The sequence below is a fragment of the Sinorhizobium glycinis genome (assembly GCF_001651865.1).
GTDB classification, from domain to species: domain Bacteria; phylum Pseudomonadota; class Alphaproteobacteria; order Rhizobiales; family Rhizobiaceae; genus Sinorhizobium; species Sinorhizobium glycinis.
On sequence record NZ_LPUX01000064.1, the window covers coordinates 297,880 to 321,916 of the forward strand.

21 protein-coding genes and 1 pseudogene are annotated in these 24,037 nt (G+C 64.4%); 13 read left to right on the forward strand and 9 right to left on the reverse strand.

Annotated features, from left to right (window positions below; all coding sequences use genetic code 11):
- Positions 1-3: 3 nt before the first annotated feature.
- From AU381_RS21270 to AU381_RS21280, 3 genes are all read right to left on the reverse strand, one after another.
- A complete protein-coding gene (locus AU381_RS21270) occupies positions 4-1,167 on the reverse strand; it encodes a dihydrodipicolinate synthase family protein (RefSeq protein WP_064243713.1) in 1,164 nt (387 codons plus the stop codon).
- Between the two features lie 3 nt (positions 1,168-1,170).
- Positions 1,171-2,319, reverse strand: coding sequence for a Gfo/Idh/MocA family protein (locus AU381_RS21275; protein ID WP_064243714.1), 1,149 nt, complete (start codon positions 2,317-2,319; stop codon positions 1,171-1,173).
- A 122-nt stretch (positions 2,320-2,441) separates the two neighbouring features.
- A complete protein-coding gene (locus AU381_RS21280; protein WP_064243715.1) occupies positions 2,442-3,122 on the reverse strand; it encodes a TetR/AcrR family transcriptional regulator in 681 nt (226 codons plus the stop codon).
- A gap of 199 nt (positions 3,123-3,321) precedes the next feature.
- Here AU381_RS21280 and AU381_RS21285 point away from each other — a divergent pair, with 199 nt between their 5' ends.
- From AU381_RS21285 to AU381_RS21310, 6 genes are read left to right on the forward strand one after another with little or no spacing between them, the layout of a single operon-like run.
- Positions 3,322-4,608, forward strand: coding sequence for an ABC transporter substrate-binding protein (locus tag AU381_RS21285; RefSeq protein WP_064243716.1), 1,287 nt, complete (start codon positions 3,322-3,324; stop codon positions 4,606-4,608).
- Between the two features lie 5 nt (positions 4,609-4,613).
- On the forward strand, positions 4,614-5,570 hold the full coding sequence (locus AU381_RS21290) for a carbohydrate ABC transporter permease (protein ID WP_064243717.1): 957 nt from the start codon (positions 4,614-4,616) through the stop codon (positions 5,568-5,570).
- Entirely contained in the window at positions 5,563-6,450 is an 888-nt protein-coding gene (locus AU381_RS21295; RefSeq protein ID WP_064243718.1) for a carbohydrate ABC transporter permease, read from the forward strand. The genes AU381_RS21290 and AU381_RS21295 overlap by 8 nt, the downstream gene beginning before the upstream one ends.
- 22 nt (positions 6,451-6,472) lie before the next feature.
- Positions 6,473-7,489, forward strand: a complete 1,017-nt coding sequence (locus AU381_RS21300; protein ID WP_064243719.1) for a Gfo/Idh/MocA family protein — start codon at positions 6,473-6,475, stop codon at positions 7,487-7,489.
- 2 nt (positions 7,490-7,491) lie between these two features.
- Positions 7,492-8,565: a Gfo/Idh/MocA family protein gene (locus AU381_RS21305; RefSeq protein ID WP_064243720.1), complete on the forward strand. Its 1,074-nt coding sequence runs from the start codon at positions 7,492-7,494 to the stop codon at positions 8,563-8,565.
- Positions 8,566-8,584: 19 nt separating this feature from the next.
- Positions 8,585-9,664, forward strand: a complete 1,080-nt coding sequence (locus AU381_RS21310) for an ABC transporter ATP-binding protein (protein ID WP_064243721.1) — start codon at positions 8,585-8,587, stop codon at positions 9,662-9,664.
- 49 nt (positions 9,665-9,713) lie between these two features.
- On the opposite strand, the gene AU381_RS21315 is transcribed toward AU381_RS21310, so the two are convergent.
- Entirely contained in the window at positions 9,714-10,970 is a 1,257-nt protein-coding gene (locus tag AU381_RS21315) for an MFS transporter (protein ID WP_064244177.1), read from the reverse strand.
- A 158-nt stretch (positions 10,971-11,128) separates the two neighbouring features.
- On the opposite strand from AU381_RS21315, the gene AU381_RS21320 reads away from it, so the two are divergent.
- The 5 genes and pseudogenes from AU381_RS21320 to AU381_RS21340 all read left to right on the forward strand — a co-directional run bounded on the left by AU381_RS21320 (position 11,129) and on the right by AU381_RS21340 (position 15,888).
- On the forward strand, positions 11,129-12,901 hold the full coding sequence (locus AU381_RS21320) for an adenylate/guanylate cyclase domain-containing protein (RefSeq protein WP_064243722.1): 1,773 nt from the start codon (positions 11,129-11,131) through the stop codon (positions 12,899-12,901).
- A 233-nt stretch (positions 12,902-13,134) separates the two neighbouring features.
- Positions 13,135-13,606 (forward strand): annotated as a pseudogene (locus AU381_RS21325) (cupin domain-containing protein).
- 110 nt (positions 13,607-13,716) lie between these two features.
- Positions 13,717-14,397, forward strand: a complete 681-nt coding sequence (locus AU381_RS21330; RefSeq protein ID WP_064243723.1) for a redoxin domain-containing protein — start codon at positions 13,717-13,719, stop codon at positions 14,395-14,397.
- 163 nt (positions 14,398-14,560) lie between these two features.
- Positions 14,561-15,031, forward strand: a complete 471-nt coding sequence (locus AU381_RS21335; RefSeq protein ID WP_064243724.1) for a carboxymuconolactone decarboxylase family protein — start codon at positions 14,561-14,563, stop codon at positions 15,029-15,031.
- Positions 15,031-15,888 carry a sigma-70 family RNA polymerase sigma factor gene (locus tag AU381_RS21340; protein ID WP_064243725.1) on the forward strand — a complete coding sequence of 286 codons (858 nt, stop codon included), beginning with the start codon at positions 15,031-15,033 and terminating at the stop codon, positions 15,886-15,888. Before AU381_RS21335 ends, AU381_RS21340 begins: the two co-directional genes overlap by 1 nt.
- Positions 15,889-16,078: 190 nt before the next feature.
- On the opposite strand, the gene AU381_RS21345 is transcribed toward AU381_RS21340, so the two are convergent.
- Both AU381_RS21345 and AU381_RS21355 read right to left on the reverse strand, forming a co-directional pair.
- A complete protein-coding gene (locus tag AU381_RS21345) occupies positions 16,079-16,399 on the reverse strand; it encodes a hypothetical protein (protein ID WP_064243726.1) in 321 nt (106 codons plus the stop codon).
- Between the two features lie 822 nt (positions 16,400-17,221).
- Positions 17,222-17,944, reverse strand: coding sequence for a FadR/GntR family transcriptional regulator (locus tag AU381_RS21355; RefSeq protein WP_064243728.1), 723 nt, complete (start codon positions 17,942-17,944; stop codon positions 17,222-17,224).
- A gap of 76 nt (positions 17,945-18,020) precedes the next feature.
- Here AU381_RS21355 and araD point away from each other — a divergent pair, with 76 nt between their 5' ends.
- Together araD and AU381_RS21365 are read left to right on the forward strand one after the other, a co-directional pair.
- On the forward strand, positions 18,021-19,745 hold the full coding sequence (gene araD / locus AU381_RS21360) for an L-arabinonate dehydratase (RefSeq protein WP_064243729.1): 1,725 nt from the start codon (positions 18,021-18,023) through the stop codon (positions 19,743-19,745).
- 219 nt (positions 19,746-19,964) lie between these two features.
- Positions 19,965-21,017, forward strand: a complete 1,053-nt coding sequence (locus AU381_RS21365; RefSeq protein ID WP_064243730.1) for a glycoside hydrolase family 25 protein — start codon at positions 19,965-19,967, stop codon at positions 21,015-21,017.
- A gap of 21 nt (positions 21,018-21,038) precedes the next feature.
- Here the strand turns inward: AU381_RS21365 and AU381_RS21370 are convergent, their stop codons facing one another.
- The 3 genes from AU381_RS21370 to AU381_RS21380 form a co-directional block, all read right to left on the reverse strand.
- Positions 21,039-21,935 (reverse strand): SMP-30/gluconolactonase/LRE family protein, encoded by an 897-nt coding sequence (locus AU381_RS21370; RefSeq protein ID WP_064243731.1) that lies wholly within the window; start codon positions 21,933-21,935, stop codon positions 21,039-21,041.
- A gap of 105 nt (positions 21,936-22,040) precedes the next feature.
- A complete protein-coding gene (locus AU381_RS21375; RefSeq protein WP_064243732.1) occupies positions 22,041-23,072 on the reverse strand; it encodes an L-idonate 5-dehydrogenase in 1,032 nt (343 codons plus the stop codon).
- A gap of 10 nt (positions 23,073-23,082) precedes the next feature.
- Positions 23,083-24,030, reverse strand: a complete 948-nt coding sequence (locus AU381_RS21380; RefSeq protein WP_064243733.1) for a 2-hydroxyacid dehydrogenase — start codon at positions 24,028-24,030, stop codon at positions 23,083-23,085.
- Between the last annotated feature and the right edge of the window lie 7 nt (positions 24,031-24,037).

A 24,037-nucleotide genomic window follows, 5' to 3' on the forward strand; every position in this document is an offset into this window, starting at 1 on the left:
GCCTCACGCGACGCCATGGACGGCGAGCACACGCCGCATCCGCGCCGTCGCAAGTTCCGGATCGGCGAGAGCACCGGCCCTGTCCGCCAGCCGGAAAAGTTCGGAGAGATGGGCGAGCGAGCGGGCGCTCTGTTGCCCGCCTATCATCGCGAAATGATCCTGCAATCCGTTGAGATAGGCGAGGAAAACGACGCCGGTCTTGTAGAAGCGTGTCGGCGCCTTGAAGATATGGCGCGACAGCGGCACGGTCGGCTCGAGCAATTCGAAGAACGCACCATTCCGCCCCTCGCCCAGCGCCTCCAGCGCGGCCGAGGCCACCGGCGCGATCGCATCGAATATCCCGAGAAGCGCGTCCGAATGGCCTCTCTCGTCGCCGGCGATCAGTTCGGCATAGTTGAAGTCGTCGCCGGTATACATGCGCACGCCCTGCGGCAATTGCCGCCGCATGACGATCTCCTTCTCCTTCGAAAGGAGCGAGATCTTGATGCCGTCGACCTTGGCGGCATGCGCCTCGATAACCTTGAGGCAGGTCTTCATCGCCTCCATGTGGTCGGCATCGCCCCAATAGCCTTCGAGGGCCGGGTCGAACATCTCGCCGAGCCAATGGATGATCAGCGGCTGCTTCACCTGCGAGAGGATGCGGTCATAGACGCGGACATAGTCGTCCGGGCCTCTGGCGGCCGCGGCGAGCGCCCGGCTCGCCATCAGGATGATCCGGCCGTTCTCCGCTTCGATCGTTTCGATCTGGCTCTCATAGGCCCTGATAATCTCTTCGACCGTCACCTGCGGGCTAGGCGCCAGATGGTCGGTGCCGGCGCCGCAGGCAATCAGCGCGCCGGGGCGGCCGCGCGCCTCGGCAAGCGCCCGGCGGATGAGGTCGCGCGCCTCCGCCCAGCCGAGCCCCATGCCCCGCTGGGCGGTGTCCATCGCTTCGGCGACGCCAAGGCCGAGATCCCAGAGGCGATGGCGAAATGCGAGCGTCCGTTCCCAGTCGATCGCCGGAGTCAGCCACGGATCGTTGTCGGCGAGCGGATCGGCGACGACATGGGCGGCCGCGAAGGCGACCCGCGGAAAGGCGAACGCCTCGCGCTTCCTGAGCGGAATCGGCCGGCCGGTGAGCTCGTACCGGGCAAGCCTGCCTTCGTGGGGAAGATCGATGCTTGCCATGGCTCAGAACTCCAGTTCCGGAACGTCGAGCCAGCGGCGTTCGGCCCAGGATTTGAGGCCGAGTTCGGCAAGCTGCACGCCCTTGGCGCCGGCTTCGAGGCCGTAGGGCCAGGGCGCGTCCTCGACGACGTGGCGCAGGAACATTTCCCATTGCGCCTTGAAGCCGTTGTCGAAGACCTGCGTGTCCGGCACCTCGTCCCAGGTCTTGTAGAAATCGATCGTCTGCGGCTGGTCGGGGTTCCAGACCGGCTTCGGCGTGTTGACGCGGTGCTGGGTCCAGCATTTCGTCAGCCCCGCGACGGCCGAGCCGTGCGTCCCGTCGACCTGGAAGGTGACGAGATCGTCACGGCGCACCCGGACCGCCCAGGAGGAGTTGACCTGCGCGATCACCCCGCCCTCGAGCTCGAATGTCGCATAGGCCGCATCGTCCGTGTCGCAGTCATAGGTCCGGCCCTGCTCGTCGACGCGGCTCGGGATGTGGGTGGCGCCGAGGCAGGAGACGGCCTTGACTTCGCCGAAGAGGTTGTCGAGCACGTAGCGCCAGTGGCAGAGCATATCGAGAATGATGCCGCCGCCGTCGTTCTTGCGGTAGTTCCAGGAGGGCCGCTGGGCCGGCACCCCCCAATCGCCTTCGAACACCCAGTAGCCGAACTCGCCGCGCACCGAGAGGATTTTCCCGAAGAAGCCCGAATCCCTGAGCAGCGCCAGTTTGCGGAGCCCAGGCAGGAACAGCTTGTCCTGCACCACGCCGTGCTTCAGGCCGGAGGCGCGCGCCTTTCGCGCCAGCTTGACGGCAGTCCTCAGATCATCGGAGATCGGCTTTTCGCAATAGACATGCTTGCCGGCGTCAAGCGCCCTGCCGATCAGCTCGGCGCGCATCAGCGTCGTGCCGGCATCGAAGAAGATCTGGTCCTTCGAATCGGCGAGCGCCGCGTTTAGATCGGTCGACCAGCGGGCAATGTTGTGGCGTTTCGCCAGTTGCTCCATCTTGTCGCGGTTGCGTCCGACGATGATCGGGTCGATCTCCAGCCTTTCGCCGGATTGGAGCGTGATGCCGCCCTGGTCGCGAATGGCCAGGATCGAGCGCACCAGATGCTGGTTGTAGCCCATCCGGCCGGTGACGCCATGAAGAATTATCCCCAAACGTGGCATGCGGTTACCTCCCTGCCAGGCTCAGCGGGAGTGGACCAGCCCTCCCACGCCAGTAACTAAACGGTTACTTTGTCGCAGAGAGAAAACCCACTTGTCAACATTAAAAACGACATGTCAGCGATTCAGCGGCGAATGGAGGCCAAGGTGACCTGAACGATGTGGCGCTTCCAGGCCTCGAGATTTGCCTCGTCCATGAGGTCGCGGCCGAAGATCGTCGTCAGCGTGTGCTGGTTGGAGAGATAGAAATAGCCAAGTGCGGCGATCGTCAGATAGACGTTCAAGGGATCGACATCGATACGGAACAGACCCTTCGCCTTGCCGCGATCGAGCAGGTCAGCGAGCTTGTCGATGAAACCCGAATGCAGTTCCTTGAGCCGTGTCGACTGCCGCAGCCAGCGGGCCCTGTGCAGGTTCTCGGTGCCGAGCAGGCTCAGGAACTCCGGATGATCGAGGAAGTACTTCCAGGTGAACATGGCGAGTTCCGCCACCCCCTGTTCAGGCGCCAAATCGCTGAGATTCAACGTTTTTTCTGCCGTTCGAATGCCGATGTAGGCCTCCTCGAGAACGGCGAGGTAGAGCTGCTCCTTGTCGCCGAAATAATGATAGAGCATCCGCTTGTTGGTGCCGGCCCGTTCGGCGATCGCGTCGACCCGGGCGCCGCCGATGCCGTTCTCCGCGAACTCGACCGTCGCGGCCGCAAGGATCGAGGCGCGCGTGCGCTCGGGATCGCGTTGCGCGGCCCGCTGCGCCCGTCCGCCATTGCCCCCCCGCCTTGCCTTCGCGCCCGCCCCTGCCTTGTCCATTCCGCCACCTCCGCCACCACTTGCCATCAGCGGCAATCGATGCAACATTGTAAAAAAATCTTACAAGATAATGACACCTACGTACACAACTGCTTGACAGGGTCATTGCTTGTCCATAACTTGTAACCAAATAGTTATTTGTTGCAAGAGCACCATGTGACGGAACGTTGTGGAGGCGTTCCGGAGGGAGGAGGAACAGATGACAATGCGCATGACCAGACGCAACGTGCTCGCCGGAGGGGCGGCACTTCTTTCATATTCCGTGCTGGCATCGAGCGCGCTTTCTCAGGAAGCGCGGCTCAGGCTGCTGTGGTGGGGCTCGCAGGCCCGCGCCGACCGCACCAACAAGGTCAACCAGCTCTTTCAGTCCGCGAACACAAATGTCGCGATCAACGGGGAATTCCTCGGCTGGAGCGACTACTGGCCGCGCCTTGCGACCCAGGTCGCCGGCCGCAACGCGCCGGACATCATCCAGATGGACTATCGCTATATCGTCGAATATGCCCGCCGCGGCGCGCTGGCGCCCCTCAACGACTATCTCGGCTCGGTGCTGAAGGTCGACGATTTCGACCAGGTGCAGATCGAGGGCGGCAGCGTCGACGGCAAGCTCTATGGCGTCAGCCTCGGCGCCAATTCGGCAACGATGCTGGTCAATGTGGCGGCCTTCGAGGAAGCCGGCATCGAGTTGCCGACGCCGTCCACCACCTGGGACGACATGGCGCGGATCGGCGCCGAGATCACCAAGGCCGGCAAGCGCAAGGGCTTTTTCGGCCTGGCGGACGGCAGCGGCGTCGAACCGCTCCTCGAGAACTGGCTGCGCCAGCGCGGCAAGGCGCTTTTCACCGCCGACGGCAAGATCGCCTATGACGCGAACGACGCGGCCGAATGGTTCGCCATGTGGGCGGCGATGCGCGAGGCGAAGGCCTGCGTGCCGCCGGATATCCAGGCGCTCGACCAGTTCAATGTCGAGACGAGCCCGCTGTCGCTCGGAAAGTCGGCGACATCCTACGCCCACTCCAACCAGCTGGTCGCCTACCAGGGCATCAACAAGGACAAGCTGGCGCTCAGCAACCACCCGCTGATCGGCAAGGGCGCGAAAGGCGGCCACTACCGCAAGCCCTCGATGTTCTTCTCGGTCTCGGCACAGACCAAGGATCCGGAGCTCGGCGCCAAATACGTCAACTTCTTCGTCACCGATCCCAAGGCTGCCGAAATCCTCGGCGTCGAGCGCGGCGTGCCGGAATCGAAGGCCGTGCGCGAGGGACTGGCACCGACGCTCGACGAGCTCGGCCGCGCCGCACTCGACTATGTGTCGGGCCTCGGTCCGCTCGCCGGTGCGCTGCCGCCGCCGCCGCCCTCCGGTGCCGGCGAGGCTGAGCTTGCGCTGCGCACCGTCGCCGAACAGGTGGGCTTCGGCCAGCTCGACGTGAAGCAGGGCGGCGAGACCCTGGTGAACGAGGTCACGCAGATCCTGTCGCGAGGATGAGGGGCATGGCTGCCGTGCAGGATTCCGCCATGGCTGTCGGCAGGGGCGCTCAGGCGCGCCCCGCCGCACAGGGCCGCTTCGCCGCCCTCTGGACGAAACACGGCGCCGGCTACATGTTCCTGTTGCCGTGGCTCGTCGGCTTCTTCGGGCTGACGCTCGGACCTGCCGTCGCCTCGCTCTATCTTTCCTTCACCAGCTTCGACCTGATCCGCTCTCCTGAGTGGGTCGGGGCGGCCAACTACGTCCGCATCGCCACGGCCGACCCGAAGTTCGCCGCCTCGCTCAAGGTGACCTTTCTCTATGTGGTGCTGTCGGTCCCCTTCAAGCTCGCCTTTGCGCTGCTCGTCGCCATTCTTCTCAATCGCGGCATCAAGGGGCTCACCGTCTATCGCGCCATCTTCTACCTGCCGTCACTGCTCGGCGGCAGCGTGGCGATCGCCGTGCTCTGGCGGCAGCTCTTTGCCGGCGACGGCCTGATCAACAGCCTGCTTGCCCAGGTCGGCATCGAGGGCCCGAGCTGGATCTCGCATCCGGACTATTCGATCTGGACGCTGGTCGTGCTCAGCGTCTGGCAGTTCGGTTCGCCGATGATCATCTTCCTCGCCGGCTTGCGGCAGATCCCGACCGACATGTACGAGGCGGCGAGCCTCGACGGGGCATCGAAGTTCCGGCAGTTCTACAAGATCACCCTGCCGCTCCTCACCCCTGTTATTTTCTTCAATGCCGTGGTCCAGACGATCGAGGCCTTCAAGGCCTTCACCCCCGCCTTCATCATTTCCGGCGGCACCGGCGGGCCGATCAACTCGACACTGTTCTACACGCTCTATCTCTACCAGGAAGCCTTCGGCAACTTCCGCATGGGCTATGCCTCGGCGCTCGCCTGGATCCTCGTGCTGATCATCGGCCTGTTCACGGCCTTCTCGTTCCTCACCTCTCGTTATTGGGTGCATTACGATGACTGACGCGACCATGAGCTCGATCACCGCACCGCCCCCGCCGGCGGCCGGTCGCCGCAGCCCGATCGGCTCCGTGCTCATCCATGCCGGACTGATCGCCGCCTCCTTCGCCATGCTCTACCCGCTCTTGTGGATGGTCTCGGCATCGGTCCGGCCGGAGGACGAGATCTTCTCCTCGACGACGCTCTGGCCCTCGTCGGTGGATTTTTCCCCTTATGTGCGCGGCTGGTTCGGGCTCGACGTCAGCTTCGGGCGGTTCACCTGGAACTCGCTGGTCATCGCCGGGCTGACGGTGATCGGCAATGTCATCGCCTGCTCGCTTGCCGCTTACGCCTTTGCGCGACTTCGCTTCGCCGGCCGAAATTTCTGGTTCGCGATGATGCTCGGGACGATGATGATCCCGTATCACGTCACGCTGATCCCGCAATATGTCCTCTTCCTCGATCTCGGCTGGGTCAACACCATCCTGCCGCTGGTCGTGCCGAAGTTCCTGGCAAGCGACGCCTTCTTCATCTTCCTGATGGTGCAGTTCTTCCGCGGCATTCCGCGAGAGCTCGACGAGGCGGCGATGATGGACGGCTGCGGCCCCTGGCGCATCTACTGGAAGATCATGCTGCCCTTGTCGCTGCCAGTTCTGGCAACGGCCGCGATCTTCTCCTTCATCTGGACCTGGGACGATTTCTTCGGGCCGCTGATCTACCTGAACGACATGAACACCTACACGATCCAGCTGGGCCTCCGGACCTTCGTCGACTCGAGCAGCACCTCCGACTGGGGCGGCCTCTTCGCCATGTCGACGCTGTCGCTGGTGCCGGTGTTCTTCTTCTTCCTGTTCTTCCAGCGCCTGCTGATCGAAGGCATTGCCACCACCGGCATGAAACGCTGACCGACGGAGTTCAAGGACCATCATGACCGAATTGCGTTTCGCCGCCGTCGGCCTCAACCACAACCATATCTACGGCCAGGTGAATTGCCTGGTCCGCGCCGGCGCCCGCCTCGTCGGCTTCCACGAGCCGGACGATGCGCTGGCCGCGGAATTTGTGGGCGTCTACAGGGATGTGCCGCGGATCGCGTCGCTCGAGCAGATCCTCGAGGACCAGAGCATCGGCCTTATCACCTCCGCCGCGGTCTCGGCGGAGCGGGCGGAACTGGCGATCCGCGCCATGCAGCGCGGCAAGGATGTTCTCACCGACAAGCCTGGCATGACGAGCCTCGACCAGCTCGCCAAGGTCCGCCGGGTCCAGGCCGAAACCGGGCGGATCTACTCCATCCTCTATTCGGAGCATTTCGAGAGTCCGGCAACCGTCAAGGCCGGCGAGCTCGTCGCTGCCGGCGCGATCGGCGAAGTCGTGCATCTCGTCGGCCTCGGACCGCACCGGCTGCGCCGGGAGACCCGCCCCGACTGGTTCTTCCGCCGCTCCGATTACGGCGGCATCCTCGTCGACATCGCCTCGCATCAATGCGAGCAGTTCCTGTTCTTCACCGGTGCCAGCGACGCGACCATTCTGTCGGCAAGCGTCGACAACCGCAGCGTGCCCGACAAGGCGGAGCTGCAGGATACCGGCAACATCCACCTTTCGACGGCCAGAGCCACCGGTACGATCCATGTGAACTGGCTGACCCCGGACGGCATGCCGACCTGGGGCGACGGCCGGCTCTTCATCGTCGGCACGACCGGCACGATCGAAGTGCGCAAGACGGTCGACCTCGCCGGCCGCGAAGGGGGCAACCACCTCTTCCTCGCCGACCGGAACGGCGTCGAGCACATCGACTGCTCAGGGGTCGAGCTGCCCTTCGGCCGCCAGCTCCTCAACGATATCCGCGACAGGACCGAAACCGCCATGCCGCAGGAGCGCTGCTTCAAGGCCATGGAGCTGGCGCTTCGCGCCCAGGCGATCGCCGAACAGAACCGGGAAAAGATCTGACCATGAGTGTAAAGACAGTCGCCATCATAGGCTGCGGCATTGGACGGTTGCACATGATCGAGGGCTACCTGCCGCATCCAGACAAGTTCCGCGTCAAGACCATCTGCGATCTCAATGTCGAACGGCTCAACGAGTTCGGCAACGAGTTCGGCATCGAGGGCCGCACGACCTCCTTCGAGGAAGTGCTTGCCGACGAGACGATCGACATCGTCGACATCTGCACGCCGCCGGGCATCCACCTCGAGCAGGTAATCGCCGCGCTCGCGGCCGGCAAGCACGTCATCTGCGAAAAGCCGCTGACCGGTTCGCTCGCCGGGGTCGACACGATCATCGAGGCCGAGAAGGGCGCGCGGGGCGTGCTGATGCCGATCTTTCAGTATCGCTACGGCGACGGCATCGAAAAGGCGAAGCGCATCATCGAAGCCGGCATTGCCGGCAAGCCCTATGTCGGTTCGGTCGAGACCTTCTGGCTGCGCACGCCCGCCTATTATTCGGTCCCGTGGCGCGGCAAATGGGCGACGGAGCTTGGCGGCGTGCTGGTGACCCATGCGCTGCATCTCCACGATATGCTGCTGCATCTCCTCGGTCCTGTCTCCAAAGTGTTCGGGCGCGTCGCGACACGCGTCAACGACATCGAGGTCGAGGATTGCGCCTCGGCGAGCCTCCTCATGCAGAACGGCGCCTTCGTCTCGCTCTCCTGCACGCTCGGCTCGCAGGAGCAGATCAGCCGGCTGCGCCTCCATTTCGAGAATGTCACCTTCGAAAGCAGCCACGAACCCTACACGCCAGGCAAGGATCCCTGGAAGGTGATCCCGGCCAACGATGACGTGAAGGCGCAGATCGACGCGGTTATCGGCGACTGGCAGCCTGTTTCGCCGCGCTTCACCACCCAGATGGCCCATTTCCACGCGCATTTGCGCGGCGCGGCGCCGCTGCCTGTGACGACGAAGGACGCCCGGCGGGCACTGGAACTGGTGACGGCGATCTACCAGTCGGCCGATACGGGACGGGAGATATCGCTCCCGATCGGGCCGGACAGTCCGAAATACGCCGATTGGCGCGCCAATACGCGATAGGCCGAGAGAGGATTTGCAAATGGCTACCAGCGTCGTTCTTCAGAAGGTCGAGAAGCGCTATGGCGCCCTCGACGTGATCCACGGCATCGACCTCACCATAGATCCCGGCGAATTCGCCGTCTTCGTCGGCCCGTCCGGCTGCGGCAAGTCCACCTTGCTAAGGATGATCGCCGGGCTCGAAGAGATTACCGGCGGCACGCTGATGCTCGACAACGACCGGATGAACGAAGTGGCGCCCGCCAAGCGCGGCATCGCCATGGTGTTCCAGTCCTATGCACTGTATCCGCACATGTCGGTCTACAAGAACCTCGCCTTCGGCCTCGAGACGGCCGGATACAGGAAGACCGATATCGAACCGAAGGTACGGCGCGCCGCTGAAATCCTGCAGATCGAGAAACTCCTCGACCGCAAACCAAAGGCGCTATCGGGCGGCCAGCGCCAGCGCGTCGCGATCGGCCGGGCGATCGTCCGCGAGCCGCGGATCTTCCTCTTCGACGAGCCGCTTTCCAACCTCGACGCGGAACTGCGCGTCCAGATGCGCGTCGAGATCTCCAGGCTTCACCGCGATCTCGGCAACACCATGATCTACGTGACCCACGACCAGGTCGAGGCCATGACCATGGCCGACAAGATCGTCGTGCTGAACTCCGGCCGGATCGAGCAGGTCGGCGCGCCGCTCGATCTCTACAACAATCCGGTCAACCGCTTTGTCGCCGGCTTCATCGGCAGCCCGAAGATGAACTTCCTGAAGGCGCGGATCGGCAGCGTCACGGAAACCGAAACCGCCATCGAAGTCTGCGGCGGCACGATCCGCCTGCCGCGGCGCCTCAAGGGGGCGTCGCAAGGACAAGACGTCACGTTCGGCATTCGCCCCGAACATCTCTCGGCCCGTGAAGGCGGCATCGCGCTTGCCGCCGTCAATGTCGAGCTCGTTGAGAATCTCGGCGGCGAGACCATGCTCTACGGCATCACGCCCGACAGCCAGCAGCTGACCATAGCGCTCGAAGGCCAGCAGAAGGTGGAGCGCGGCGCCAATCTCGCCGTCTATTTCGATCCTGCCCGCTGTCACGTCTTCGGTTTGGACGGCAGGGCGATCTAGGCGGCAACGGGTCTGAAGCAACCATCGATGCGGATTGACCCGCACCGGCTCAGGGCTTGAATGGCGGGACCTCCCGCATCGTGACGGCAACGACGACACCAGAGACGAATGTGAGGGCGGCGACCGATGCGATCGCCCAGGCAAAGCCGAAACGATCCGCAATAAGACCGGCGGAAAGCGCCCCGACCGCGTAGCCGAGGTCTCGCCAGAAACGATAGACGCTGAGGGCGCGGGCCCGCCAGGCAGGATGCGCAGCATCCGAGACGGCAGCAATCAGGCTCGGATAGACCATGGCCGTGCCGATGCCAATCACGAGACTGGCGAGAAGCCACCACTCGAACCGCCGGGTCAAGGCAGTCAGGAACAATCCGGCGGCCTGCACCCACATGCCGGCGACGATCAGGCCTTTGCGTCCCCAGCGGTCGCTCAAGGGGCCCGTCGCGATCTGCAGGATGCCCCAGGTCGCGGGATAGACTGACTTGAGGACACCTATCCGCTCGACGCCGAGTCCAAATGAGGCGAAGAACAGCGGGAATATACCCCAGCTCATCCCGTCGTTGAGATTGTTGACGAGCCCTGCCTGCGAGGCCGCGAACAGGTTGCGGTCCTTGAAGGAGGCCAGAGCGAAGACCTCCCGGAAGCCGATCGAAGTGGGCTGCTCGGGGCGCGAAGATGCCTCGAGACGGACATGTTCGCGCGTGTCGCGCACGAGCAGGATCGAAAGCACTGTCCCCAGGGCGGCGTATCCGATGCCGAGATAGATCGGTATCGGGCGCAATCCATATTGCGAAGCGAGGTGGCCTGTGACGAATGCCGTCAGGCCGACGGCGAGATAGCCTGCGAATTCGTTCAATCCTACGGCCAGCCCGCGTGACTTTGGTCCGACCAGGTCGACCTTCATGATCACGGTCATCGACCAGGCGAGCCCCTGGTTGATGCCGAGCAGGGCGTTGGCGGCAATCACCCATTCCCACCTTGGTGCCCAGATGACCATGAAGGGAACGGGGAGGCCGACGAGCCATCCAAGGACAAGGACGCGCTTGCGCCCCCAAAGGTCTGCCATCTGTCCGGAGACGAGATTGGCGAACGCCTTCACGACGCCGAAGCTGGCGATGAAGGAGACGATGAGCGTCGTCGAGGCGATGTGGAACTCTTCCGACCCGATCAGCGGCACGACGGTGCGCTCGATCCCGACCATGCCGCCGACGAAGGCGTTGATCAGGACGAGCAGGGCGAACTGTGGCCAGTTTTCGCGCAGTCCAAGCTGGATACTGGACGACCGTGACACTCCGCTCGCCCTGACCATGGTTATCCAGCGGCTGCGACCGTTCATCGCCGAGATTGCCCTCTTTCCGTGCGGCACCCAGCTCCTTCGAAAGAAGGGGCGAATTTAAGATAGGCGATCGCACCGGGGTGCGCTAGAATCGCCGCGGACCGCTGATCTGCCAGTCCGGTGGCGACTCGATGAAACAGAGACTAGCCGCAATCCTGGCGGCCGATATGGCAGGCTACAGTCGGCTGATGGAGGCCGACGAAGCAGGCACGATCGCCCGCCTGAGAACGCACCGTATAGAATTGATCGATCCCGCCATCGCCAAGAACGAGGGCCGGATCATCAAGACGACGGGCGACGGCATGCTGGTTGAATTCCAGAGCGTCACCGACGCCGTGAAATGCGCCGTGGAAATCCAGCAGCGCATGAAGCGGCGCAATTCGGATGTGCCCCAGGATCGGCGGATCGAATTCAGGATCGGCATCAACCTCGGGGACATCATTTTCGACGACGACGACATCTTCGGCGACGGCGTGAATATCGCCGCGCGCATCGAGCAACTGGCCGATGTGGGGGGCATCTGCGTCACCGCTGCGGTGGCGACGCAAATTGCCGACCGCCTCGAAGTCTCCATCGAGGACCTGGGCGAGAAGACGCTGAAGAACATCAGCCGCCCCGTTCATCTTTTCCGGATCGGGCTCGAGGGCTCCGCCCTGCCGGGCCCGTCGGAGGAGAAGGAGGCGAAGCGCGCCGTCTCCAAACCCTCGATCGTCGTGCTGCCGTTCGACAACATGAGCGGCGATCCCGAGCAGGAATTTTTCGCCGACGGATTGACCGAGGACATCATCACCGAGCTGTCCCGCCGCCACGAGCTGTTCGTCATCTCGCGCAACTCGAGCTTCGTCTACAAGAACCAGCCGGTGAACGCGCGAGAAGTGGCCGAGAAGCTCGGGGCCCAGTATCTGGTCGAAGGCAGCGTCCGAAAGTTCGGTGACAGGGTGCGGGTAACGGTCCAGCTCATCGACGCAATCAACGACGCCCATGTCTGGGCGGACAAGTACGATCGAAGACTGGACGACATTTTCGCCATCCAGGACGAGGTGACGGCGGCGATAGCGGCCACTCTCCCCGGACGTCTCGAGGCGGCCCAGCGAGACCAGCTCGCCCGCACGAAGCCGGCGAACATGGCCGCCTACGAGTGTACGCTCACAGCCAAGGTGCTGCACCACCGCGGCACCGTCGCGGACAACCAGCAGGCCCAGGCCCTGATAGACCGGGCAATCGCGCTCGATCCCGGCTATGCGCATGCCCATGCCTGGCGGGGCTGCATCCTCGGGCAAGCCTGGGTGCATGGCTGGTGCGAGGACAAGGATGCGGTCTGGGCGGAGATCGTCGCCGAACTGGAACGGGCGCTGGCTCTCGACGACAACGACGCCGACGTGCATCGCATTCTCGCCGCCGTGAACGTCAACAACAACGAGTTGACGACGGCACGTTACCACCAGGAGCGGGCCCTGTCCCTCAATCCCAATTACGATCTGGTGGTCGTCCAGCAGGGCGAACTCTTAACCTGGCTTGGCCGGCCTGAAGAGGGGGCCGAGTGGATCCGCAAGGCAATGCGGCTCAATCCCCATCACCCGGAGCGTTTCTGGAGCCACCTCGGAAAGGCGCAATTCGCCGCGCGGCAGTATGGCGAAGCGATCGAGGCGTTTATGCACCTTTCGGTGATGGACCATGTCCAGCACGCCTTCGTCGCCGCCTGCTACGGCTGGCTCGGCGACGACATTGCCGCTTCTGCGCATATGAAGAAGGTCAGGGCGCTCGCCCCCGACTTCGGCATCGAATCCTTCCTCGCCACGTTGCACTACGCTCAGGAATCCGACACGCAGCACATCCGCGACGGGCTTGTCAAAGCGGGTGCGGACGACGGCTCGCCAACGGCGGAAGAGATCGCGGCGCAATAGAGCCTTCCCGCCGCGTTGGGCGTCCTACGCCGGTTGCATCTTGTTCGCGTAGGCCGAAAGCAGACCGGACCATCTTATTAGCGCCAGTTTTACGCCGATCCGCCACGCCCACTTATGATGCCGGCAGCGGCCGAGGAGAGCTTGCTCAGACGTGGTCTGCGGGCTTATCCTGAACGTTTCGCGAGCCTGCGCGCAGCCGAGGTGGAAGGCCCGGCGACAGAGGGAGGTTCATCATGAGAATCGCATCGAGATTGGCAGCCGGCTTAATCGGACTCTGCGGCATCGCCTCCTTTGCCTCGGCAGAGGGTGCGCACACCCTGATCGTTCCGGATGACGTCAAATGGGCCCCGGCCCCGAAAATACTTCCGGCCGGAGCAGAAATGGCGGTCCTGTTCGGGCGATCCCACCAAGGAAGGTCTCTTTGCCCTTCGGCTCAAAGCGCCGGCGGGTTATGCGGTCGCACCGCACACGCATCCGGCCGATGAAGTGGTCACGGTCATATCAGGGACCATCAAGCTTGGGATGGGCGAAACGGCCGATCGGACCGCCGCCAAGGCACTGCCTGCGGGCAGTTTCTTCGCATTGGCGCCTGAGATGGCGCACTTCGCCTACTTCGACGAAGAGACGGTGGTCCAAATTACCACCAACGGCCCATGGGGCCTCAAGTATGTCAATCCGGCGGACGATCCTCAGAAGTCGCAATAGCCCGCCGCGGCATTGAAAGCCAACCGCCCCGCCGCCGAGCGCTGCGGGGCCACAGCGACCTTAGCGCGTCGAACAGGGCGCGCGGCGCTGTAGGGACGAGGAGGTTGTCCATGTCAACGCACTCTATCGACCATCCGCTGCAACCGGGCGACCAGGCCCCGAACATTGTGTTTGAGGCCATCTCCCGCGACGGAAAGATCGCACTTGATGATTTTCGCGGCCGCAGCCCGTTGTTGATCGGCTTGTTTCGGGGTCTGCTTTGTCCATTCTGTCGCCGCCACATCGCGGCGATGGCGCAGCTCAATCCGGCTCTGCGCGAGAAAGGCGTGAGCTCCCTGGCCGTGGTAAACACACCGGCCGAACGAGCCCGCCTCTATTTCCGTCACCATCCCATATCCGGACTTCATGCTGCATCCGACCCGGAGCGGACTTCGCACCGCGCCTTCGGCCTGCCCCTCGTCGAACTCACGGAGGACGAGACCGACTGGCCACGCAAGGTCGGAATGGACGCAGTCAAGACGATGCGGGTCGACCGCCCCGGGGAATTGCCAGGGCCGATGGACCCGGCCGCCGGGGGCGACCTGCTCAACAAGATGGACGGGTACGAAATCACCGCGGCCGATCAGCAGGTCAGGATACCTGGCCATTTGCAGCTTGTCGGCCATTTCCTGCTCGATCGAGACGGTGTGGTGCGCTGGAGTTTCACGGAAGTCGAGGAGGAAGGCCAAAATATGTGCCAGGCACTGAATCCCGAAGAATTGATGTCGGCCGCTTCCCGAGTCGCGCATTGAAAGCGAAAACGCGCTCGATGATACAATATCGCGGTGTGATCCTGTGCGCTGGCCTGTCCCTCCGCGGAAAGGCACGTGTTGGAAAAAAAAATCGGTGTTCATGTCACACCGGGAGGATCCTGTCTCGTCATGGTGTCGTAATCATCAAAGGAGCTACCACACCATGACCGCCAGACTTGATCCATTCGCCGCCGCCCCTTCCCTCATGAAGAACTGGATGAGCACATCGGTCGCCGTCGCGGCAAGCCTTGAGCCGAGCCTCATCGAGCTCGTCAAGATCCGGGCCTCGCAGATCAACGGCTGCGCCAACTGCATCAACATGCACACTGTGGAAGCGCGTGCAAAGGGCGAGACCGAGCAGCGGATCTACCTGCTGTCGGCCTGGCGCGAGGCGCCGTGCTATACCGATCGCGAGCGCGCCGCGCTCGGCTGGACGGAGGCCCTGACACGGCTGTCGGAAGGCCATGCACACGACGGTGCCTATCAGGCCCTGAAGGCTCAGTTCACGGAGGAGGAGCAGGTGAAGCTGACGCTGATGATCAACGTCATCAACGGCTGGAACCGCATGGCGGTCGGCTTCGGCCTGTGGGTCGATCCGGCGGCGGCAGCGGCCGCTGCCAAGGCGGTCGCCTGATGGACCGCGCCGGGCACGAGGATGCTGCACTGAGCTTCGATCCGCTGCGTCCGAAGCTGTTGCGCGTTGCCTATCGCATGCTCGGCTCCGTTGCCGACGCCGAGGATATCATGCAGGAGGCCTTCATCCGCTGGATGGGGGCCGACCGCGCCGCCGTCAGGGAGCCCGAGGCGTTCCTGCGCCGTACCGTGACACGGCTCTGCCTCGATCAGCTGAAATCCGCCCGGCGCCAGCGCGAGACCTATGTGGGCCCCTGGCTCCCCGATCCCGTCGTGGAAGAGGAGGAAGAGGAAGACGTCACGCTGCCGCTGATGCTGGCGCTGGAGCGCCTCTCGCCGCTCGAGCGTGCGGCCTTCCTGCTGCATGACGTATTCGGACTGGCATTCGACGAGGTCGCGGCGACAATCCAGCGCGACCCGGCCGCCTGCCGCCAGCTTGCCACCCGCGCCCGCGCCCATGTCCGCGACGCGCGACCGCGCTTCCGGGTCGAGAAGGAGCGTGGCATCGAGCTTGCCAAGGCCTTCTTCACCGCGTCACGCAGCGGCGACATGAAGGCGCTCGGCGCCCTGCTGGCTGCCGATGTGAGCATCCATTCCGACGGCGGCGGCAAGCGTTCCGCTGCAATTGTGCCGATCATCGGTTTCGCGGCCGTGATGAAGGTGCACGAATATCTGGCGGGGCTGTTCCGGAAGGACGGCTCGAAACTTGTTCGTGCCGGCTTCGTCAACGGGCTGCCAGGCTTCGTGACGCTGGAAGCCGACGGTGAGCTCCAGACGACCGCGCTCGACATCGAGGACGGCAAGGTCGCCGCGATCTATGTGGTGCGCAATCCCGACAAGCTGAGGCATTTGCATTAGACCATGTCGGAGAACCGAGCACCGCCCGATCCTTGGCAGCGTTCCTTACGGCTCGGGTCGGTGAATCATTGGCGTGCCGGCCTGGAACAGCTCGACGAAGTTCCCCGAAGGGTCGGCCAACAGAACCTGCGCGCCTCGGTTACGATCTCATTGCGAAATCGGACGCCGGCGGCAGCCGGGATCTCCCCCCTCAGCAATCGGTGGTGTCCCGCCCCTGGCTCGGATTCACCTCCTTCTTGGCAAGGCCGGGCGGGCAGTCCCGATTGCTGATGTCGTCCTGCGCCTCATCGGCGGCGCTCCGCTCATCGCTCCTGACGCTGCCGGTGGTCTCGCCGGAAACCGATTTATCCTTGCGGAGATCTGCCTTGCAATTCGGAGAACCCGGGTCACACGTCTCCACCTTCGACGAAGCGTCGACGTCAATGGTGGCCTTTGTGGACTGGGCAAACGCCGACAGGCTGGTCGCCGCGCAAAGTGCTGCCGCCAGGGCAGCGGATACAGCGAGTTTCATTTCTTACTCCATCGGTTGGTTCAGATTTGTCGTCACCGGCAACAACCGCGGGGATCTGGGAATGTTCCGCCCACCGGCTTTGCGTCGCGAACATCCCTCCGGCCCGACTTCCTCGGTGGTACCCGCCGGGCGCAGCGAGGTGGCGAAGAGGATCTTGTGGCTGAAGTCCGGCGCGCATTCAAATGTCAAGTCGAAGGACATGTTCTGCACCACAATTGTCAGTGAAGATTTGCTAAAAAACTCCCTGCATCGACGATATCTCACGTGATTTTCGAGACTTACCGATCCGGTTTTTTCCTTTAATACCCCTTGCCTCCACTCCACTTGTAAAATAAACATACAAGAAACTTGCCAGGGAGATTTCCATGAAAACGACGTCCGTCAGCGCGACCGACCTTGGCGCCTCCGTCCTATCGGTCCCGCCTTGGGCAGGCGACGCTGAGGGAGTTCAGGGCCAAGGCGGAAAATCGCAGACAGGTGGAATGGCTGCGCTCGGGTCGCATGACGACCTATCTCTACGGCGGCAACGCCAGCGAGGCGGCAGGCGGCGGGAACCACGGCTCCCGGCGAGCGCCTGACATGGAACTGACGGCGGCATTCGCCCTACCCCCCTCAGGCCTGCCGGCCACCTCCCCCACAAGGGGGGAGATCGACTCGCGGCAAGCCAAGCGCCCAATTCAAACGGGTTGGCGGAATGTAGCGCCGCTCGATGGGCACCGGGCGCAACACCGGCGTTCTCCCCCCTTGTGGGGGAGATGGCCGGCAGGCCACAGGGGGCTGGGACCTGCCCCCGTCCTTCGGCTCTCGACGAGGAAGGATAACTTAAAGATCGCCGTAGGATCCGGTGACGCGGGCGCGGGATTCGGTCAGATGATAGCGCATGTGGAGACGCGCGAGGTCGGCGTTCTGGCTGGAGATCGCCATGAAGATCTTGCGATGCTCTTCGAGGACCCGGCGGCGCCGGTCTTCCGAACCCTGCTGCGTCAGGCTCAAGGCCATGCGCATCGAGCCGCTCATGATGTCGCGCAAATCCTGCAGGAGGCGAGGAAAAAGCTCGTTTCCCGCGGCTGCGGCGACGGCGAGGTGGAAGGCGAAGTCCTCCTCCCAACCGTTCTCGCCGCGCTGGAAGGCGCTCTCGAGCGCTTGAAGCGCCTCGCCTATCTGGTTCAGCTGGGCCTTGGTTCGGCGCATCGCGGCCAGGCCGGCGCACTCGGTCTCGAGCGCCAGGCGCGGCTCGAAGGCGCGAAGATAGCTGGCGATCTCGGCCGAGGCGGCAAAGTCGGTGAGCCTGTTGGACGGCCGCGATTTGACGAAGGTGCCTATCCCCTGGCGCGAGACCACCAGCCCGTCCGCCTGCAGCCGCATCAGTGCTTCGCGCACCACCGGCCGGGAGACCTGAAAGTCGCTGCAGATGCGCGCCTCGGACGGCAGCTTCGCGCCTTCGACGAGTTGCCCGCTGGTGATCTGCTCGAGGATCTGGCCGTAGAGTACGTCGGCAAGGCGTTCGCGCCGCGCCGGTTTCAGTTTCAACATCGCGTCGTTCAATAGCTTGTCTCGCCTGTCATTTTTCTGAACAGGTCTAATTTAGCCGAGCCGATCGGGAATGCAAAGGAGGTCGCCGATGATCAAACGCAAGAGTCCAGAAGATCTTAGAAGCTTCCGCTGGTTCGGCGCCACGGACCTGCGCTCCTTCGGGCATCGCTCCCGTCTCTACCAGATGGGCTACGACCAGCAGGAAATCGCCGCCAAGCCTGTCATCGCGATTATCAACACCTGGAGCGACATCAACCCGTGCCACGCGCATCTACGCGCCCGCGCCGAGGAGGTCAAGCGCGGCGTCTGGCAGGCGGGCGGCTTCCCGGTCGAGCTGCCGGCCATGTCGCTCGCCGAGACCTATGTGAAGCCGACGACGATGCTCTACCGCAACTTCCTCGCGATGGAGGTGGAGGAACTCATCCGCTCGCATCCGGTCGACGGCGTCGTTCTGCTCGCCGGCTGCGACAAGACCACGCCGGCGACGATCATGGGGGCGATCCAGGTCGACCTGCCGACGATCTTTGTGCCGGCCGGGCCGATGCTGCGCGGTAATTATCGCGGCCAGCCGCTCGGCTCCGGCTCGGACGTCTGGAAATACTGGGCCGAGAAAGAAGCCGGCCAGATCACCGAGTTGCAATGGAACGAAATGGAGCGCGGCATCGCCCGCTCCTACGGCACCTGCATGACGATGGGAACCGCCTCGACGATGACGGCGCTCGCCGACACGCTCGGCCTCTGTCTTCCCGGCGCTTCCGCCATTCCCGCCCCGGACGCCGGCCATTCGCGCATGGCGGCGCTTTCCGGCGCCCGCATCGTCGAGATGGTCTTCGAGGACCTGAAGCCCTCCGGCATCCTGACGGCCAGGTCTTTCGAGAACGCGCTGGCGGTGCATATGGCGATGGCCGGCTCGACCAATGCGATGATTCACCTGATCGCCATGGCGCGGCGATGCGGCGTCCAGCTGACCCTGGAAGACTTCGACCGCATGTCGGAGAAGGTCCCGGTGCTCTGCAACATCCGCCCGACCGGCGCCTTCCTGATGGAGGATTTCTTCTATGCCGGCGGCCTGCTCGCCCTCTGGAAACAGCTGGAGCCGCTGCTCCATCTTCAGGAACGCAACGTCATCGGTACGATCGGCGGGGCGATCGAGCATGCCGAAGTCCACCTGCCCGACGTGATCCGCCCGCTCGACAACCTGGTCGCCGGACGCGGCGGCACGGCGATCCTCAAGGGCAACCTGGCGCCCGACGGCTGCGTGATGAAGCCCGCCGCCGCCGATCCGGCGCTCCTCAAGCATCGCGGCCCGGCGCTGGTCTTCGACGACTACGAGGCGATGACGCGGGCGGTGAACGACGAGGACCTCGACGTCACCGCCGAAACGGTGATGATCCTGCGCAATGCCGGTCCGGTCGGCGGGCCGGGCATGCCGGAATGGGGCATGCTGCCGATCCCGAAGAAGCTCCTGAAGCAGGGCGTGCGCGACATGGTCAGGATCTCCGATGCGCGCATGAGCGGCACCAGCTATGGCGCCTGCATCCTGCACGTGGCGCCGGAGTCCTATGTCGGCGGCCCGCTGGCCGCCGTCCGCAACGGCGACATGATCGCCCTCGACGTTGCCGAGCGATCGATCACCCTGGAGGTCGATGCGGCGGAGATCGAACGCCGCCTCGCTGAATGGCGTCCGCCCGAACGCGACTATTCGCGCGGCTATCTGAAGATGCATGCCGAACACATCCAGCAGGCTCCGGAGGGCTGCGACTTCACCTTCCTGCAGTCGCCCCACAAGCTGCCTGAGCCCGAGATCCATTGAGGTGAGGCCAAAGCGATTTCTGGTTAACCGGCCCCGGCGGCGCAGCGACTATTAGGGCGGGCGCTTCGCGACGGCCGGAACATTGGACTGATCGCGCCGAGCCGGCCACGTCCGTTAAGCTCGGATTCAATCTTTGTTGGTAATTTCCCGTTAGCACTTCCGATCAGTCGCGACGGCATCATGCCCCGCCGTCGACAATGTTCTGCGTACGGGTCCCCAATGCGTTTGTCGGCTGCGCCTGCAATCTTCCTCACCTGCCTCGTTCTTTCGGGCTGTGCCTCCAGCTCCGGTCCCGAGACGGTTCTTTCGCCGCGGCCGTCGCGCGAAACGACGAGCTCGGTTGCGCCGCCGGCCGCACCGGCGGTCTCGGTGCCAGGCCCGGCTCCTTCCGGCGACGTCGAGATGGCCGAAGCGGCAGGCGAGCCGCCGGAGGAACTCGCCTGGGCCGGCCAGGTGCCGCAGCCGCAAGCCTTCACGTCCATGGAAAGCGAAGCCGGCATGCCTGTTCCGATGGAGCGGCCGGTCGCCATGGTTGTTCCGGACAGTCCGGCCATGGACGAGGCGCCGCGCACCCGTTCGCGTGTCTACGGCCATCGCTTCCGGGATGCCAAGCCGATCAATTTCGGCAAGCGATCGCCCAGAAAGCTCGCCGTCCACGGCGTCGACGTTTCACGCTGGCAGGGCAATATCGACTGGGAGAAACTCCGCACGCAGGGGGCGAACTTCGCCTATATCAAGGCGACCGACGGCGGCGACCATCTCGACCCGATGTTCAGGAAGAACTGGCGCCGGGCGCAGCAGGCCGGCCTGAAGCGCGGCGCCTACCACTTCTTCTACTGGTGCCGGACGGCCGGCGAGCAGGCCGACTGGTTCATCCGCAACGTTCCGCGCGAGGCCGACGCCCTGCCGCCGGTGATCGACGTCGAATACAACGGCGAATCGAGCTGCAAGCGACGCCTCTCGGCGGCGCGGGTGCGGGAGAAGATGCAGGTCTTCATGGACAAGCTGGAGCGGCATTACGGCCAGCGCCCGATCATCTACACCGCACCCGACTTCTATCGCGACAACCTGCAGGGCGCCTTCCCCAACCATCCCTTCTGGCTGCGCGCGGTCGCCGCCCACCCCTCGAAGGTCTATCCGGGCCGCAAGTGGCTGTTCTGGCAATATTCCGGCTCAGGCCTGTCGCACGGCGTCGACGGCCGCATCGACCTCAACGTCTTCCATGGCAGCGAGGCCGAATGGCACAATTGGGTGGCGGGGCGCTCGACCTGACGCAGCCGCCGCGCGCTGCCGTCACGGAGTTTGCACGCCCTTGCGGTTGAGCGTGATTGCATAGACGCTGGTCGTCGCCGTTATGAACAGCTGATGCTTGGCGCGGCCACCGAAGCAGAGATTCGAGACGACTTCCGGCACGAGGATCTTGCCCATCAGGTGTCCGTCCGGGGCGATGCAATGCACGCCGTCGGCGGCCGACGACCAGAGATTGCCGTCGCTGTCGACGCGAAGGCCGTCCGCGGCGCCGGGCGCGATCGTGTGGAACACTTCGCCGCCGGAAAGCGCGCCGTCGGCGCCGACGCCGAAGACGCGGATATGCTGCGGGTCGGAGGAGAACATGCGCCCGGTGTCGGCGACGTAGAGCCGGCTTTCATCCGGGCTGAAGGCGAGGCCGTTCGGGCAGTTGAAATCCGTCAGCACCGCCTCGATCGAGCCGGACGGGCGGACCCGGTAGACGTTGCAGGGAAGCTCCTGTTCGGCACGGAACCCCTCGTAGTCCGTCATGATGCCGTAATGCGGATCGCTGAACCAGATCGAGCCGTCGGTTGTCACCACCACGTCATTGGGCGAATTCAACCGCCTGCCCTGGTAGCTGTCGGCGATGACCGTTATCGATCCGTCCAGCTCCGTCCGCGTCACGCGTCGCGTGCCGTGCTCGCAGCTGATGAGCCGCCCCTCCCGGTCGCGCGTATGGCCGTTCGCATAGTTCGAGGGGCTCCGGAAGGTCGAGATGCCGACGCCGGGCAGCCAGCGCAGGATGCGGTTGTTGGGAATGTCGGAGAAGAGCAGGCAACCGGCGTCGCCGAACCAGACCGGACCCTCGACCCAGTCGAAGCCGGTCGCGATCTGTTTCACGGGCGCATTGCCCATGACGAATGACTTGAAGCCGGCGTCGACCGCCTCGAAGAACGACATTCCTGTTTTCCCTCCCCCGTTTCATCTATCGAAGAGCGGCGCCGTGGCGCCGCTCGATTGGCCGCAGATTGCCCCGCCGTCGCGACGACGGCAACCGTCTGCGCGTCAGGAAAAGGCGATCTGCGCCTTCATCGCCTGGCTGCGATCGCTCGCCAGATCGAAGGCGGTGACCGCCTCGGCTAGCGGCACCGTATGGGTGATCAGCGGCTTGACGTCGATCAGCCCCTTCTGCATGAGCCCGACGCCGGTGCCGAATTCCTCGTGGAAGCGGAAGGAGCCGCGCAGTTCGAGTTCCTTGGCGGTGATCGCCATCATCGGCAGGCTCATGTCGCCGCCGAGCCCAAGCTGGATGATGATGCCGCGCGGGCGAAGCGCGGCAATGCCGGCGGCAAGCGCCGGCGCCGCCCCGGAGCATTCGTAGAGAACGTCGAAGCTGCCCTTGTCGACGCCATAGGGGACGAGCGCATCCGGCTCGCTCTTCATGTTGATGACCCGATCGGCGCCGGCCTTCTTGGCGAGCGCCAGGGTGAAGTCGGAAAGGTCGGTGGCGACGATCTCGGCCGCGCCGGCGCGGCGCGCCGCCAGGATCGAAAGCACCCCGATCGGCCCGCAGCCGGTGACGAGAACCCGCTTGCCGAGCATCTCGCCGACCCGCCGCGTCGCATGCAGCGCCACCGCCAGCGGTTCGCCGAGCGCCGCCTCGCCGGGCGTCAGGCCGTCGGCCGGAACGCACTGGATGGCATCGGCGACGAGCACTTCGCGGAAGGCGCCCTGAATATGCGGAAAGGGCATGGCGCTGCCGTAGAAGCGCATATTGAGGCACTGGTTGTGCAGCCCTTCCTGGCAATAGCGGCAGGTCCGGCATGGCCGCGACGGCGACACGGCGACGAGCTGGCCTGGCTTGAGCCCGTCGACGCCGGGCCCGAGCGCTTCCACATAGGCCGAGACCTCGTGGCCAAGGATCATCGGCTCGCGCAGCCGCACGGTGCCAAAGCCGCCGTGGTTGTAATAATGCAGGTCGCTGCCGCAGACGCCGCCGACGGCGAGGCGCAGCCGGACTTCGCCGGCGCCCGGTGCCTCGACTGCCCGCTCCTCAATGCGCAAATCCTTTGCGCCGTGAACGACGATGGCTTTCATGGCAGGCTCCTTACAACACAGGCGTCAGCAGCGGCTCGCCGGCAAAGTGCGCGGCGAGATTGTCGCGCACCAGCTTGCCCATGGCCTTGCGCGTCTCGATCGTGCCCGAGGCATGGTGCGGCTGGAGCAGCACGTTGTCGAGCGCGAGAAAGCGCGGGTTCAGCGCCGGCTCGCCTTCGAAGACGTCGAGCGCCGCCGAGCCGAGGGTTCTGTTTTCCAGCGCTTCGAGCAGAGCCTCCTCGTCGATGTTGGAGGCGCGGGAAATGTTGACCAGCATGCCCTCGGCGCCCAGCGCCGAGATCACCTCGCGTCCGACGATATGGCGTGTCGCGGCCGAGGCGGCGAGCGTCACGAAGAGGAAGTCCGACCGCGCGGCAAGCGCCACCGGGTCGGCGACGAATTCCCATTCGGATGCGTAGGACTTCGGCTCGACGTCGGAATAGGCGATCTCCAGGTCGAAGCCCTTGAGGCGCTTGGCGACCTCGTAGCCGATCCGGCCGAGCCCAAGCACGCCGGCGCGCCGGCCCCAGACACGCCGCTTCAGCGGATAGAGGCCTTGTGTCGCCCAGCTGCCGTCCTTCACCCAGCTTTCCGCACCGATCATGCCGCGCGACAGGCAGAGCATCATCGCCACGCCGAGATCGGCGACGTCGTTGGTCAAAACGTCCGGCGTGTTGGTGACGCGGACGCCGCGTTCGCGGCAGGCGGCAAGATCGACGGCGTCGAAACCGACGCCATAGACGGACACCACTTCAAGCCCCGGGCAGGCCTCGATCATCGCCCGATTGGCGCCGAGCTCGCCTCGGGTGGCGATCCCTTTTACGCTCGGCCCGACCTCGGCGAGGAAGCGCGCCTTGTCGGCGGCATCGAAATAGCGATGCACCGTGAAGGCTTCGTTCAACGGCACCTCGTCCCACTCCGGATAGGGCCCGACCTGGAGAATATGCGGCTTGCTCAATTCAGAA

Bases quoted from the DNA above. Each gene is read 5' to 3' on its own strand.
- AU381_RS21335 (WP_064243724.1), top strand. From the start codon at position 14,561: ATGACCGCCAGACTTGATCCATTCGCCGCCGCCCCTTCCCTCATGAAG.
- AU381_RS21280 (WP_064243715.1), bottom strand. From the start codon at position 3,122: ATGGACAAGGCAGGGGCGGGCGCGAAGGCAAGGCGGGGGGGCAATGGC.
- AU381_RS21310 (WP_064243721.1), top strand. From the start codon at position 8,585: ATGGCTACCAGCGTCGTTCTTCAGAAGGTCGAGAAGCGCTATGGCGCC.
- AU381_RS21295 (WP_064243718.1), top strand. From the start codon at position 5,563: ATGACTGACGCGACCATGAGCTCGATCACCGCACCGCCCCCGCCGGCG.
- AU381_RS21375 (WP_064243732.1), bottom strand. From the start codon at position 23,072: ATGAAAGCCATCGTCGTTCACGGCGCAAAGGATTTGCGCATTGAGGAG.
- araD (WP_064243729.1), top strand. From the start codon at position 18,021: ATGATCAAACGCAAGAGTCCAGAAGATCTTAGAAGCTTCCGCTGGTTC.
- AU381_RS21330 (WP_064243723.1), top strand. From the start codon at position 13,717: ATGTCAACGCACTCTATCGACCATCCGCTGCAACCGGGCGACCAGGCC.
- AU381_RS21365 (WP_064243730.1), top strand. From the start codon at position 19,965: ATGCGTTTGTCGGCTGCGCCTGCAATCTTCCTCACCTGCCTCGTTCTT.
- AU381_RS21340 (WP_064243725.1), top strand. From the start codon at position 15,031: ATGGACCGCGCCGGGCACGAGGATGCTGCACTGAGCTTCGATCCGCTG.
- AU381_RS21300 (WP_064243719.1), top strand. From the start codon at position 6,473: ATGACCGAATTGCGTTTCGCCGCCGTCGGCCTCAACCACAACCATATC.
- AU381_RS21320 (WP_064243722.1), top strand. From the start codon at position 11,129: ATGAAACAGAGACTAGCCGCAATCCTGGCGGCCGATATGGCAGGCTAC.
- AU381_RS21370 (WP_064243731.1), bottom strand. From the start codon at position 21,935: ATGTCGTTCTTCGAGGCGGTCGACGCCGGCTTCAAGTCATTCGTCATG.
- AU381_RS21290 (WP_064243717.1), top strand. From the start codon at position 4,614: ATGGCTGCCGTGCAGGATTCCGCCATGGCTGTCGGCAGGGGCGCTCAG.
- AU381_RS21305 (WP_064243720.1), top strand. From the start codon at position 7,492: ATGAGTGTAAAGACAGTCGCCATCATAGGCTGCGGCATTGGACGGTTG.
- AU381_RS21285 (WP_064243716.1), top strand. From the start codon at position 3,322: ATGACAATGCGCATGACCAGACGCAACGTGCTCGCCGGAGGGGCGGCA.
- AU381_RS21270 (WP_064243713.1), bottom strand. From the start codon at position 1,167: ATGGCAAGCATCGATCTTCCCCACGAAGGCAGGCTTGCCCGGTACGAG.
- AU381_RS21275 (WP_064243714.1), bottom strand. From the start codon at position 2,319: ATGCCACGTTTGGGGATAATTCTTCATGGCGTCACCGGCCGGATGGGC.
- AU381_RS21345 (WP_064243726.1), bottom strand. From the start codon at position 16,399: ATGAAACTCGCTGTATCCGCTGCCCTGGCGGCAGCACTTTGCGCGGCG.
- AU381_RS21315 (WP_064244177.1), bottom strand. From the start codon at position 10,970: ATGGTCAGGGCGAGCGGAGTGTCACGGTCGTCCAGTATCCAGCTTGGA.